We start from the raw sequence: 14017 nt of genomic DNA on the forward strand, positions 1-14017 counted from the left end.
TAGGTGAGACATAGCAGAAAAGGAGCAGGAGCTGACAAGATGATACGTGTATTATTTGTATGTCTCGGGAATATTTGCCGCTCGCCCATGGCAGAAGCAATTTTCCGGGATTTGCTGAAAAAAGAGGCGCTTTCTGATAAAATTAAAATGGATTCGGCCGGTCTGGGTCACTGGCATGCTGGAATGCCTCCTCATGAAGGGACGCAGGACGTACTGCGCCAGCACGGTATTTCCTCTGATGGTCTTCATGCCCGCCAGCTGCAGAAACAGGACTTGCAGGATTTTGACTATGTCGTGGCAATGGATCAGCAAACGATCAGCGGAATAGAGCGACTGGGAGCAGATACGGAAGAAACCATGGTGGCCCGGCTGATGGATTACGATGCCGATGCGGCTGAACACGATATTCCGGATCCCTATCTCACAGGCGGTTTTGACTACACTTATACGCTAGTGTCAGAGGGCTGTCGTGAATTACTTAGTGCTATAAGGAAGCATCATAACATATAATTAGCAAAAGGAGCGATTGGTTATGGGTAAACAAAAACTATGTGCAGGGTTGATAATCGGTGCCATTGCAGGTGGCCTGCTTTCCTTGCTGAGTCGGGAATCACGCGATTATGCAAAACTAAAAATGGGAGACGTTAAAAATGGTTCTTCCTTCTATGTTAAACGCCCATCAGAAGCTGTAAGAACTGCTAAATCTGCATTTGAACGCTTTAACGCGGCGCTGTCCCGGAATACTGATGGGGCCATTAATGCACTGGAACAAGTGGAGGACACGCTAAATCAGTTTACCAGCTCGGAAGATGAGGAAGAGACGATTAATCATCAGTAAACGATTCATGCGAGGATGATACCATGTGGCATAAAACGGTGAATTTTGCGCAAACATTATTTCAGCGTATCACAGGCGATGATATTTTAGGCACAGGTGCACAGATTGCCTACTTTTTATTGTTGTCTTTATTTCCCTTTTTGTTGTTTTTGGTATCATTAGTCGGCTATTTACCATTGGACACAGAGGTCATTATCAATTTTATCGAGAGGTATGCACCTACCGAAACGTTTAAACTGATTCGTGACAATGTCAATCAGCTGGTGTCCAATCAAAGCGGCTCTTTATTGTCATTGAGTGTTATTGGCACACTCTGGGCGGCGTCTAATGGGATAAATGCTATAATGAAGGGATTTAATCGAGCCTACGAGCTAGAGGAAGACCGTTCATTTATTCTCAGGCGGCTGATTGCAATCGGATTGACGATTGCCATGATTCTGGTTATTTGTGTGGCTTTCCTGCTGCCGGTTTTCGGCAAAATGATCGGGGAATACATCTTCGCATTTATTGGCCTTTCAGACGGCTTTATTGCTGTGTGGGACACGATGCGCTGGTTGATATCATCCATTATTTTGTTCATTGTGATGCTGGTCTTATACACTCTGGCACCCAGCATGCGGATCCATTTTAAAAACGTCGTTTGGGGTGCCTTGTTTGCGACGCTTGGATGGCAGCTTTCCTCACTGGTATTTTCCTTTTATGTCAATTCAATTGGTAATTATGCGGCAACATACGGCAGTCTCGGTACTGTTATTGTTCTGATGATATGGTTTTATCTGACCGGTATTATTATTATGATCGGTGGCGTTATTAACGCTGTACTGCGGGAAAAATACGCTTCTGACTAGCCTCGGCTGCCACTCTTCTGGCAGCCTTTTTATATACCGATCTTTAATAGGGTCTGATCCAAATATTTCACCCAGCTTGCGTTATCATTTAAGATAATGGGTAAACCTATAATGAGAAAAATGTAAGGAGATGAAAGTTATGCAATTTAATATGAAAGAAGAAGGCATGCGCATTAACCTGGACTATGGTCAGCTGGATATATCGGGTGATGAAACATATGGCTTCCGCCCGTTTCAATTAATGGTAGCTTCCATTGCCGGATGCAGCGCTTCGGTTTTCCGCAAAATCTTATCAAAACAGCGTATCGCGTTTGAAGATCTGCAGGTGACAGCAGACGTCGAGCGCAATCCTGACGTCGCGGACCGGATCGAAAAAATCAGCCTGCATTTTGTCGTGAAGGGGCAGCATCTCAATGTCGATAAACTGCGAAAAAATCTGGACCTTGCGCGGAAAAATTGTTCGATGGCCCGCTCGGTGGAAGATAGCATCACCATTGAGGAATCATTGGAAACGATCGATTTAAGCCTTTAAGTGCATAATATTCATGTGTCCGCCAAAACTATAGCTAACAATGGCGTATCTTGTTATTAGCTAATGAAAGGAATGGGGACCATGACGAAAAAGGTTTACACGGTGTTTTTTCTGATCATGTTTGTTTTAATGCTTCCGATCAGTACGCTGGCAGCAGAAAACGAGGACGATAGTGAGGATGCTGCAGAGGTGCCGGATCACGTTTTCGATATTTCCCAGGAAAATACCTATCCGAACGCGACGGAGGAGCAGGAAGTCGTTGAGCCGAGTGACCTGACGCAAGCGTTGATGGAGGATCTGGATATACCCATTGAGAACCCGGAATTGATTAAAATGCTGAACGAAACATCGATTGATCCGTCTCCGATTTCGTTTGGCTATCGGGGGATGGTTTATATCGGCAGATGGCCGCTGCATTACGAGTCTGAAGAAACCAATACCAATTGGGAATATCAATCCATCAATACGAATGAGCTGAACAATATAGGCGGTGACTCTGACAAGGAGATGCAATACGAGCAGCAGGAGAAGCAGGAAGTTAAAGGCGCTTTAACGACTAAAATTGCCAATTCGGAAGATGTCAAAAAAATGATCCTGCTGCAGGCAAAAGATAAAATGGATTTACCGCTTGCGTATACAACAGTCGTAGGACAAAATACCAAAAAGGCAAACGCGTACAATGTCCCGGTGAAAAAACATGCCAAACTGAAAACGTATGCCCCAGCTGTGAACGAGCGGGGACAAGTGACATTCGGTGAAGTTTATTTTCAGCTAAAAGGAAATAAAAAGAAACTGGTTGTGCAGAATGTTACAAAGCAAGGTATTGGCGCATGGCTGCCAGTACAGGACCATGTCTCGTTTTCTTTTCAGCTTAAATAGAATGAATGGAGGCTGGGAGAAATCCCAGCCCTTTTGCATGTCAAAGCAAAACAATCACGCTTCACAGGACTTCCCAGCTCATAAACAAGTAACACACGTATTGACTTCATTTGTTTAATGCTTTATCATGATAAAGTAGTTAGGAACGGAAGTTAGTTAGAGAGGGGAAACGAATATGGCGTGGGTTGTTATTATATCGGTTCTCGTATTAACAGTTCTCTGTCTGCTCAGAGTTAATGTGATCCTATCAATTATCGCTGCGGCACTGTCAGCTGGTCTTATGTCGGGGCTGTCAGTCGTTGATTCCATTGAAATGATGGTAAACGGCATGGGCGGTCAGGCAGAGACAGCGTTAAGTTATATTTTGCTTGGAGCCTTTGCTGTCGCGATCAGCTACACGGGCATTACAACGATTCTAGTTAACTATTTAATTAAGGCTCTGACCGGTAAAAAAACGATGATGGTGCTTGCTATAGCCGGTGTGGCGTCACTTTCACAGAATCTGGTACCCGTGCATATCGCATTTGTACCCATTCTTATACCGCCATTATTAAAATTATTCGATGATATGAAAGTGGATCGGCGCGGTGTGGCAGCGGCCCTGACATTCGGCCTTAAGGCGCCGTATGTGATGATCCCGGCCGGTTTTGGCCTGCTTTTCCATCAAACGATTCAGGACGGGATGGCAGAAAACGGGGTGTCGATTACAATTGGGGAGACAGCATTAGCCATGCTGATTCCGGGCTTTGGCATGATTGTCGGACTTCTGATTGCCATTTTAGTCACCTACCGGAAAGACCGTGTTGCTGTTCCAGGAGCAGGTGGAAGTGAAGCGAATTTCACAGCACCGCCAGCTGAAAAGGTGACATTTAACCGGAAACATGGTCTGACCCTGATTGCCATTACAGGGGCACTGATTGTGCAGATCATCACGCAGAATTTGATTGCGGGTGCGCTGACCGGTCTTGTTCTCATGTTCGCACTTGTTGTTGTTCCGTTTAGAAAAGGGGAGCAAGTGATGGCTGATGGTGTTGCCATGATGGGTCAGATTGCTTTTATCATGCTCGTTTCCTCCGGTTTTGGGAAAGTGCTGCAGAAAACGGGTGCTGTTGATGCCCTTGTCGAGGCTGCCTCTGGTTTTCTCGGTGACAATCAGGCGCTCATTGCGCTGGTGCTCTTGCTCGTTGGCCTCGTTGTGACGATTGGTATTGGCTCTTCATTTGCCACGATCCCGATCATCGCAGCATTGTTTGTCCCGATCTGTCTTGCATCAGGCTTTTCAACGCTTGCTACCGCGTCCTTGATTGGAACGGCTGGTGCCCTCGGCGATGCGGGTTCGCCAGCATCAGACAGTACGCTTGGTCCGACTTCCGGACTGAATGCGGACGGTAAGCACCATCACATCTGGGATACATGTGTGCCGACGTTTATCCACTTTAATATTCCTTTGATCGTCTTTGGCTGGGTGGCCGCGATCGTTCTTTAAGACGCGTTTGATTCGGCTGCTGCATAAAAAGGCCGGCTGCGGAGATCCTAAGGGGAAAAGGTGGCCTAGTAATGCAGAAATATGGTGTGGTGGCTGTAACAGCTGTCCTGGTTTTCCTTGCTTGTTCAATGCCAGCTTATGCGGCCGATGGCTACGGATGGGGCTTTAAAAAGAGTGATGATCATAACATTCCGGACGTCGGCAAGTATCAGCAAATGCTCGATGACTATGGTGCTTATTATGCGGATCATTCTGGTGAAAAAACAGTCTATTTAACGTTTGATAATGGCTATGAAGAAGGCTATACTGATGACATTCTTGATGTATTAGGCAAACATCAGGTGCCAGCTGCTTTCTTTGTAACCGGTCATTATGTCCAGGATAAACCGGAACTGGTGAAACGTATGGCTGATGAAGGTCACATTATCGGTAACCATTCCTATCATCATCCGGATTTCACTGTCGTCAGCAAGGAAAATATGCAGAAAGAACTGGCGGATCTGGAAGAAGAAGTGGCCGACATAACAGATCAGAAGAGCATTACTTATATGCGTCCGCCGCGAGGCATGTTCAATGAAGAGACACTCGGCTGGGCACAAGAACTCGGCTACACGCAAATTTTTTGGTCGCTCGCATTCGTTGACTGGAAAACGGATAAACAAAAAGGGTGGAAGCATGCGTATGATAATATTATGGAGCAGATCCATCCGGGAGCGATTATACTGCTTCATACGGTGTCATCAGACAATGCCAAAGCTCTGGACAAAACGATAACGGAATTGAAAGAACAAGGTTATCAGTTCAAGAGTCTTGATCAGCTGGTAATCAAAGACCACTTGCCAGAGCCGATTTACGGCTATTAATGGCGGTGAAACTGAACGGCAGAGAACAAGGGTCTGGGACAAACGTGCGAACCAGTTGCGTAACTGAACCGCTCCGGAAAAAGACATCTTCTCCGCGGGCGGCTGGTGAGCCTCCTCACGCTGGCGCGCTCCGGGGTCTCACCTATCCTTTGCTCCCGCAGGAGTCTCCGTCTTTTCCTCCGCTGAACCGGAGCATTGTTCGACGCTTGAGTTATTCGCTTTCGTTTGTCGTTTGTCCCAGCCCCTTGTTGTTTCTATAGCTATTACGCAAGCATCAGGCTTGGGGAGGGGCAGGTTTCAAATAGCCATCTGCGAGCATTTGCTCGAATGTTTCGACGGGAACGGGTTTGGAAAACAAAAACCCTTGAATGATCTCGCAATGATGGTCGCGCAGAAAATCCAGCTGGACGTGTTCTTCAACGCCCTCGGCAATCACTGTCATATTAAGTTCTTGGGCCAAATGAAGAACGGTTGACGTAATCGCGGCATCAATGGTTTGTTCATTTCCAATACTCTGAACGAAACCTTTATCAATTTTAATGATATCAGGTGAAAACTTCTTCAGATGCATCAGCGATGAAAACCCTGTGCCAAAGTCATCAATGGCGATCTTGATACCCAGATTGCTCAGTCTTTGCAATTTATCAAGCACCGTTTTTTCGTTTCTAAGCAGAGAGCCTTCCGTAATTTCCAGTTTCAGGTACTTGGCTGGAATGTTGTAAGTGTTTAATTGTTCTTCGATGAAGGCAACCAGCTCTTCGTTCATGAATTGAATAGGCGATACGTTGATCGCAACGGGGAACATGGGTAATCCCTGATCCATCCAGGCTCGTAGTTGCTGGCATACTGTCTGGATCACCCAGCTGCCGATTTCATGGATAAGATGATTTTCTTCGGCCAATGGCACAAATTCACCCGGCGATACGAAACCCCGCTCAGCATGGTACCATCGCAGCAGCGCTTCCGCTCCGTTGATAGCCCCTGTAGACGCATCTACCAGTGGCTGGTAATAAAGCTTAAAATCCTCGTTTGCAATCGCCTGGCGCATCTCTTCTTCCAGAATAAGCTTCTCGGAAGAGGAGAATTCCTGCGATGCTTCATACAGCTGATAATTATTTTTGCCCAGCTCTTTAGCATAGCTCAAGGCATTGTGGGCATTCCGCAGCAGTAACAGCTTTTTTTCCCCATCTGACGGGTAAAAACTGATGCCAATACTGGCGGTGACATGCAATCTGAGATCGTCTTCTTCAATCTGGAATGGTTCCTTAAGCGTCTTAATGATGCGAGACGCTGCCTGTGTTGCGTCTGTTTTGGAAGCATACGCCATGAGGACAATAAAATCATTGTTGCTGACGTGTGCCAAATAGGCTTCAGCCGGCAGCACAGACAAGAGTCTTCTCGTCGTTTCCTGCAGCAGTTTATCGCCTGTTATGTACCCAAGGGAATCGTTGATAAGCTGAAGTCTGTCCAGATCAATATGAAGCAGGGCAAACGGCTCGGCTGTATGACGGCTGCAAAATGTATCGAGTTTATCGTATAAACTTTGCCGATTCGGCAGCGATGTCAGAGCGTCATAGCTTGACAGATGCTTCAGCTTACGCCGCATGTCGACTTCCGGGGTTATATCTGTCAGTGTGCCGAACAGGGAGATAGTTCTTCCGTCATCATTCAACGCTTTAATGGTTTGATCAAAGACCCATCGTACCGAACCGTCACCACGCAGAATGCGGTAATGGTGATCCAGTGAGTCACCCGTTTGCAGTGAGTCGTATGTTTGGAGCACGCTATCCTTGTCTGCAGGGTGAATCAGGTCTTTCCATAAATCGGGATTATCATAGAGTTCCTGCACGGGATGCGCCAGTATATCACTGATGCCTTCTGACACATATTCAAATGCATCCCACGTATAATCCTTTTGCCACATACCGATTTTTAAATGGCTCGATACAAATTCAGCATTCTTTTTGGCTTCGTCATTGTGCTGCAGATTGCTCAACGTTTATCCCTTCCTTAAACAATCATAATCCGTATAAACGATTTTCTTACAATAATTGTAATATATATTGTATGAAAATGGAATACTCTGCAGACGGAAAATGTCGAGAAACGTCAAATGGCGTTTAATAGTGAAATCTGCTCATCTAATTAAAACGATTTTAGTTTTGATGTTTAAACCTTACTATAATCGGTAATAGTACTCATGGATCAAGGGAAAAGCGCAGAATAGCTCAATAGAATCACGGCAATCAATCTGCTTCACACCATTTTTCTCGAAAAAATTAGGTGTTTCTCTTGAAAGTCAAAGAAGGTCAAGTTATAATAAGAATCGTAAGGTCAAAGATAGTCAAAGTCAAAGTTAAATTTAAGAATAGATTATGATTAATTAGGGAGGAATCACACATGCAATGTCAAAATTGTGGTGTTCGTCCAGCAACAATCAATGTACAAATGCAAGTCAACAATGAACGTATGAATGTGCAGCTATGCAATCAATGTTTCCGGGATGTACAAAAAAGTATGATGAGTGACGATTTTGCTCAAGGCCAGCAAGGGGACTTTGCTAATAATTTCTTCCAGGGCAATGGCGAGCAAGGCCAGAGCTTCACTGGAACAAAAACGCAGCAGGGATCCGGCCAGGGCAATGGCTTACTCGATGAACTTGGTAAAAACATTACCGATCAGGCACGTGCCGGCAAACTTGATCCGGTAATCGGACGTGATAATGAAGTGAAACGCGTTGTTGAAACCCTTAATCGCCGGAACAAAAACAATCCGATTCTGATTGGCGAAGCTGGTGTTGGCAAGACAGCGATTGCTGAAGGACTGGCCCGGCAGATTACGGAAGGTAAAGTACCTGCTAAACTGATGGATAAAGAGATTTATCTATTAGATGTGGCCTCTCTTGTTGCTAATACAAGTATGCGCGGTCAATTTGAAGAACGGATGAAACAGCTTGTTCAGGAATTAGAACAGCGTCCTGAAGTTATCATGTTTGTTGACGAAATTCATCAGCTGGTTGGTGCCGGATCTGCTGAAGGTTCCCAAATGGATGCTGGCAACATTCTGAAACCAGCCCTTGCAAACGGTGAACTGCAACTAATCGGTACGACAACGCTGAAAGAATATCGGCAGATTGAAAAAGATGCAGCACTTGAACGCCGCTTTCAGCCCGTTATGGTGAAAGAGCCTTCGGAGGAAGATGCGGTGCAGATTCTTGAGGGTCTGAAGGACCGCTATGAGAAATTTCACGAAGTCCGGTATCCTGATGAAGCCGTCCGTGCGTTCGTTACATTGTCAAAACGCTATATTCAGGATCGCTTCCTGCCGGACAAAGCGATTGACTTAATGGATGAGGTCGGCTCACGCTTGAATCTTGATAACGCGGAGAAAGACTCCGATTCCATTAAAAGCCGCTTAGATGAAGTAACAAGCGAAAAAGAGGCAGCCGCTGAAAAAGAAGACTATGAAACAGCGGCTCAGCTGCGCTATCAGGAAACACAGCTGGAAAAACAGCTGGAAAAAGCCAAAAATGAAGATCAGGTTGTCGATGTTGCCGTTTCAGATATTGAACTGATTGTAGAAGAAAAAACAGGTATTCCAGTTACTAAACTGCAGGCAGAGGAACAGCAAAAGATGCGCAATCTGGCTGAACAGCTTAACAGTAAGGTGATCGGTCAGGACGAAGCTGTACAAAAAGTTGCCAAAGCTGTCCGCCGCAGCCGTGCAGGTCTGAAATCCAAATATCGTCCGATTGGATCGTTCCTGTTTGTCGGTCCGACTGGTGTCGGTAAAACGGAACTGACCAAAGCTCTGGCAGAAGAACTGTTTGGCACCCGTGATAGTCTGATCCGGCTTGATATGAGTGAGTATATGGAAAAACATGCCGTATCGAAAATCATCGGGTCACCACCAGGATATGTCGGCCATGACGAAGCCGGCCAGCTGACAGAGAAAGTCCGTCACAATCCATACAGCATTCTTTTGCTCGACGAGATCGAAAAAGCACATCCCGATGTGCAGAACATGTTCCTGCAAATTATGGAGGACGGACAGCTGACCGATTCACAAGGCCGCACTGTCAGCTTTAAAGAAACAGTTATCATCATGACAAGTAATGCTGGAACGGGTGAAAAACAAATCAATGTTGGTTTCAACAATGACGAACATGATTCTGTCTCAACACTTGAGAACCTGAGTGCCTATTTCAAACCTGAGTTCCTGAACCGTTTCGACAGTATTGTCCAATTCAATGAACTTCATGAAGACAGCTTGCTGCAAATTGTTGATTTGATGCTTGGTGATCTGGAAGAAACCATCGAAGAAAACAACATCTCGATCTCAGTGACACATGCTGCAAAAGAAAAACTTGTCCAGCTTGGCTATGACAAACGCTTAGGCGCACGTCCACTGCGCCGTGTCATCCAGGACGAAGTTGAAGATCAGCTGACTGATATTCTTCTGGAAGATGAGTCGATCGAAGCTGTGAATGTGCACATTAATGACGGTCAGATTGTTGTTGAACAAAGTAAGTAATGCAGATTGCTAAAAGGCCGCTGACATAGTTCAGCGGTCTTTTTTTATGTCCAAACTCCCTGCTGGTGCTGTCTGGCTTGTATACAGCACCCCCTATAATCACATAATAATCGCGATACACTCACACGTGAAGAGGATGGTTGTATGCAGCGCTGCATAGGTTTATTAATACTGATAGTCTTAGTTTCTGCTTCCATAAATGTTCCCAGCGCTGACGCCGAAGAGGCAAACGAAATGGATGTTCATTTCATCGATGTTGGTCAGGGGGACAGCATGCTGATCCAAACGCCAGAGGGAAAAAATATTTTAATCGATGCAGGCCCTCCGAAATCAGGCAAAAACGTAACCGCCTTTCTAAAAAAGCATCAGGTCAGTCAATTGGATCTGGTGATTGCGACACATCCGGATATCGATCATATCGGAGGAATGGCAGCTGTTATAAAAACATTTGAAATAAAAAAGATTATGGATATAGGAAAAATTCATTCGACAAAAACCTATGCCAAATATGCCAGTCAGATTTTAAAACAGCAAATACCGCTCACTATAGCGGAAAAAAATGAGCTGATAAAACTGGATCCATATCTGAAAATACGGGTGCTGAATGCCTATGAAGGACCCCAGAGGAATAATGCAGCTTCTATTGTCCTGAAGCTTTCATTTAAAGATACGGATTTTCTGCTGATGGGGGATGTTGGCAAGGATCAGGAAAAACGCCTGATGAACAACTATAATCTTGATTCAGACATTATCAAAGTGGCCCACCATGGTTCCCGTACGAGTACATCACGGAAATTTTTACAGGAAGTCAGTCCCGATATGGCCATTCTGACATATGGTGAGGAGAATAAATATGGTCATCCGGTCGACCGCGTGATGACGAATTTACAGGATGTTGATACAGCCATGTATCCGACAGCTATGTTTGGGAATATCACGATCAGGACAAATGGTGAAAGCGTGATGATTTTTCAGGAAAAAATGCCGACAGACTATTTAAAAGCTAACTGATTTTTTGCTATTTTATATTAATGTGATATCATATTAATATAAATATGAAACAGATGAAGGGTGTGTCTATGTGATTCGTGAAAAAGAAGCCTGGATGATGAATGGTTATGTCGGAATGCTGGCCATCGTGGTTTTACTCGCTGTTATGGTGATGAGTGCCCTGGATGCGCATTGGATAATCGGGGCGATTGCACTTATCATTGCAATTGTTCTGGGAAGCGGTATTACGATTGTTCAGCCAAATCAGGCGGCAGTTGTGATTTTTTTGGGACAGTATATGGGGAGCATTCGCCACGAAGGTATGGTCATCACAATCCCGTTTTCAACCCGGCACATGATATCACTGCGGGTGCGGAATTTTAACAGCAGTCTGCTGAAAGTCAATGATGTTAATGGCAATCCGATTGACATTGCGGCCGTCATTGTTTTTCGCGTAGTTGATGCAGCAAAGGCTGTTTTTGAGGTTGACCGGTATGAGAAATATGTGGCCATTCAGAGTGAAACAGCGATCCGTGCTGTCGCTACACAATACCCTTATGATACATTTACGGATGACGATATGACATTGCGAGGCAATGCTGAGGAAGTATCAGCTCAACTGGCGAAGGATTTGCAGGAGCGTTTAACGCTGGCTGGTGTCGAAGTCATGGAAACGCGGCTGACACATTTAGCTTATTCCACGGAAGTAGCACAGGCTATGCTCCAGAAACAGCAGGCAAGTGCGATTATAGCTGCTCGCCAGCAAATTGTTGAAGGAGCCGTCTGGATGGTGGAAGATGCGATCGCCCGTCTGGAAAAAGAGGGAGTCGTTGAGCTGGATGAGGAGCGCCGTGCCGCTATGGTCAATAATCTGCTCGTTTCGATTGTCTCGGAAAATGGATCGCAGCCCGTCGTCAATACAGGAACACTTTACCAGTAAGAGAGGGTTAGCATGGCGCAAAAAAAGCATTTTCCATTACGGATCGATCCCGAATTATATAAGGCTCTGCAGTTTTGGGCTAAGGATGAATTTCGCAGTGTTAACAGTCATGTTGAATTTTTACTTCGGGAGTCGGCTAAACAAGCGGGCCGATTCCCGCCATCAGGTGAAAAACGGAATAATGACTAATTTCCCGCTAATCAAAATGGCGGGTTTTTTAATGTTGATTGACGCAGGCCTTCGGATTCGCTTAAGCTACGATCCTTCCGTTGCCTGCAGAGCCTCCTGCAAATACGGATAGATGAACGTATACTGAGCTGCCCGCGCCTTGTGAGGCAGAACATACTGCCCTTTGGCTACAAGCAGGCTCATCTCACCAATCACGAACCTGACAATCGGAGCTGGAACCGGCAGCCACTGCGGCCGGTGCAAGACCTTTGCGAGCACCTTGGTGAAGTCTTTGTTCCGCTTCGGATGTGGGGCCGTGATATTGACCGGGCCGCTCATCTCCTCATGGAAAAGACAGAATGCCAGAAGGCCGATAACATCATCGATATGCACCCACGACAGCCACTGCTCGCCGCTTCCAATTCGTCCCCCGGCAAATAGCTTCATCGGCAGTTTCATCAACGGCAATGCCCCGCTCTCAGCTAAAATAACACCGAAACGTGCATAGACTGTACGGATGCCCAGTGCCTCAGCCTGCTTAGCGGTTTGTTCCCACGCTGCTGTAACATTGGCAAGAAAATCAGCGCCGGATTCTGTCGTCTTTTCTGTAAAAATAAAGTCCTCAGATGTTCCATAAAAACCAACCGCCGAGCCGCTGATGAACACGTTTGGTTTAGGATCCATCTGCTCCATCATCCGAATAACCTGCTGTGTGACATCAATCCGGCTATGGCGGATACCTCTCTTCTTCCTGTCCGTCCAATAACCGAACAGTGAATCGCCCGCCAGATTAACCACCGCTTCAATGACCGGCAGCTGCCTAACAGAGTGGTCATAACCGATGTAAGTTACAGCAGCGGTATTTGTGTTGTCTTCAGGTGCGCGTGTCATGATGTAGATATGGTGATTCTGAGCGGTCAATGCTTCTGTAAGATGCCGGCCGACCAGACCGGTTCCACCCGTAATCATAATATTCATTGGCTGCACTCCTATCGTTTTTAGTTTATGCTGCACATGTTATCGTTAGTCCAAAATGCTAAAAAGACAGCCCATATTCATGCTATAATAGCATCTGGGGGAAGGAGGCGTTACAGTGACAGCAATCTCCCGGATTACCACACAGAAAAAAGATCGCGGACGCTATAATATTTTTCTGGATGACGGTCAGGGTGAATCATATGGATTCAGTGTTGATGAGGCTGTCCTGGTTGCGTATCGTCTGCACAAACAAATGGAATTGGATGACGCAACGATTCAAGCACTTATTCGGCAGGACACATTCCATAAGCACTATACCCTTGCAATCAATTTTTTAAGCTACCGAATGCGGACAAAACAAGAAATTCGGACCTATCTGGATCAAAAAGATGTGGACGAGGAGCAGCTTGACCAGATTATGGACAAGCTTATCACGGAGGGGCTGGTCGATGACAGACAGTTTGCTGAGTCATTTGTTCGCACGCGGCAGAATACAACGAACAAAGGGCCGAAGCTGGTCGAACAGGAACTGCGGCAAAAAGGCGTCGATGCAGCACTTGCCTCTGAAGCTGTGTCAGCATATACGTTCGCCGGCCAATACGACACGGCCCTTAAATTAGCGTTAAAAAAACGCAGCGCCAGCCACGCAAAATCATTTCAGCAAAAAATACAGCAGATCCAGGGAACGCTCATGCAGAAGGGCTTCACCAGCGATGTTATTCAGGCGATCACAAATGAACTTCAAAATGAGCGTGATGATGACGCTGAGTGGGAAGCCCTGATAAAACAAGGCGAGAAACTGCACCGGAAACACCAGCAGAAATACAGTGGTGCCGAACTTGAGCAAAAAGTGAAAGAAGCCCTGTATCGCAAAGGCTTCACACTTGATCTGATTCAGCAGTTTTTGGATGATAGCCGTGCGGAATAAGGTCTGATGGTTTTGATTGGCCTGACGTGCTGCT

At 45.8% G+C, this 14017-nt stretch carries 14 protein-coding genes; 12 read left to right on the forward strand and 2 right to left on the reverse strand.

The genetic code is table 11. The annotated features are described in order from the left end of the window. The first annotated feature begins 39 nt into the window (after positions 1-39). The 7 genes from ACZ444_RS04470 (at position 40) to pdaA (ending at position 5446) form a co-directional block, all read left to right on the forward strand. Positions 40-510: a low molecular weight protein-tyrosine-phosphatase gene (locus tag ACZ444_RS04470; RefSeq protein WP_382357467.1), complete on the forward strand. Its 471-nt coding sequence runs from the start codon at positions 40-42 to the stop codon at positions 508-510. A 22-nt stretch (positions 511-532) separates the two neighbouring features. Beyond that, positions 533-838, forward strand: a complete 306-nt coding sequence (locus ACZ444_RS04475; protein WP_382357468.1) for a YtxH domain-containing protein — start codon at positions 533-535, stop codon at positions 836-838. Between the two features lie 23 nt (positions 839-861). Next, entirely contained in the window at positions 862-1686 is an 825-nt protein-coding gene (locus ACZ444_RS04480) for a YihY/virulence factor BrkB family protein (protein ID WP_382357469.1), read from the forward strand. Positions 1687-1825: 139 nt separating this feature from the next. After that, positions 1826-2218, forward strand: coding sequence for an OsmC family protein (locus ACZ444_RS04485; protein ID WP_382357470.1), 393 nt, complete (start codon positions 1826-1828; stop codon positions 2216-2218). A gap of 81 nt (positions 2219-2299) precedes the next feature. Continuing rightward, positions 2300-3097 (forward strand): YfkD famly protein, encoded by a 798-nt coding sequence (locus ACZ444_RS04490; protein WP_382357471.1) that lies wholly within the window; start codon positions 2300-2302, stop codon positions 3095-3097. A 175-nt stretch (positions 3098-3272) separates the two neighbouring features. Further along, complete coding sequence (locus tag ACZ444_RS04495; protein ID WP_382357472.1) at positions 3273-4583, forward strand: Na+/H+ antiporter family protein; 1311 nt, start codon at positions 3273-3275, stop codon at positions 4581-4583. Positions 4584-4654: 71 nt separating this feature from the next. Continuing rightward, positions 4655-5446 carry a delta-lactam-biosynthetic de-N-acetylase gene (pdaA, locus tag ACZ444_RS04500; protein ID WP_382357473.1) on the forward strand — a complete coding sequence of 264 codons (792 nt, stop codon included), beginning with the start codon at positions 4655-4657 and terminating at the stop codon, positions 5444-5446. Positions 5447-5720: 274 nt separating this feature from the next. On the opposite strand, the gene ACZ444_RS04505 is transcribed toward pdaA, so the two are convergent. Further along, the gene (locus tag ACZ444_RS04505; RefSeq protein WP_382357474.1) at positions 5721-7442 is read right to left on the reverse strand and encodes a bifunctional diguanylate cyclase/phosphodiesterase; all 1722 of its coding nucleotides are present in this window, start codon (positions 7440-7442) and stop codon (positions 5721-5723) included. A gap of 404 nt (positions 7443-7846) precedes the next feature. Here ACZ444_RS04505 and ACZ444_RS04510 point away from each other — a divergent pair, with 404 nt between their 5' ends. The 4 genes from ACZ444_RS04510 (at position 7847) to ACZ444_RS04525 (ending at position 12098) form a co-directional block, all read left to right on the forward strand. Continuing rightward, positions 7847-9979 carry an ATP-dependent Clp protease ATP-binding subunit gene (locus ACZ444_RS04510; RefSeq protein ID WP_382357475.1) on the forward strand — a complete coding sequence of 711 codons (2133 nt, stop codon included), beginning with the start codon at positions 7847-7849 and terminating at the stop codon, positions 9977-9979. Positions 9980-10123: 144 nt separating this feature from the next. Further along, a complete protein-coding gene (locus ACZ444_RS04515) occupies positions 10124-10990 on the forward strand; it encodes a ComEC/Rec2 family competence protein (RefSeq protein WP_382357476.1) in 867 nt (288 codons plus the stop codon). A 70-nt stretch (positions 10991-11060) separates the two neighbouring features. Continuing rightward, positions 11061-11909, forward strand: coding sequence for an SPFH domain-containing protein (locus tag ACZ444_RS04520; protein WP_382357477.1), 849 nt, complete (start codon positions 11061-11063; stop codon positions 11907-11909). A 12-nt stretch (positions 11910-11921) separates the two neighbouring features. Beyond that, positions 11922-12098, forward strand: a complete 177-nt coding sequence (locus ACZ444_RS04525; protein ID WP_382357478.1) for a type II toxin-antitoxin system antitoxin — start codon at positions 11922-11924, stop codon at positions 12096-12098. Between the two features lie 66 nt (positions 12099-12164). Here the strand turns inward: ACZ444_RS04525 and ACZ444_RS04530 are convergent, their stop codons facing one another. Continuing rightward, on the reverse strand, positions 12165-13055 hold the full coding sequence (locus ACZ444_RS04530; RefSeq protein ID WP_382357479.1) for a TIGR01777 family oxidoreductase: 891 nt from the start codon (positions 13053-13055) through the stop codon (positions 12165-12167). Positions 13056-13170: 115 nt separating this feature from the next. Here ACZ444_RS04530 and recX point away from each other — a divergent pair, with 115 nt between their 5' ends. Then, positions 13171-13983, forward strand: coding sequence for a recombination regulator RecX (recX, locus tag ACZ444_RS04535; protein WP_382357480.1), 813 nt, complete (start codon positions 13171-13173; stop codon positions 13981-13983). The last annotated feature ends 34 nt before the right edge of the window (positions 13984-14017 follow it).

This window comes from Lentibacillus kimchii, from assembly GCF_055381965.1.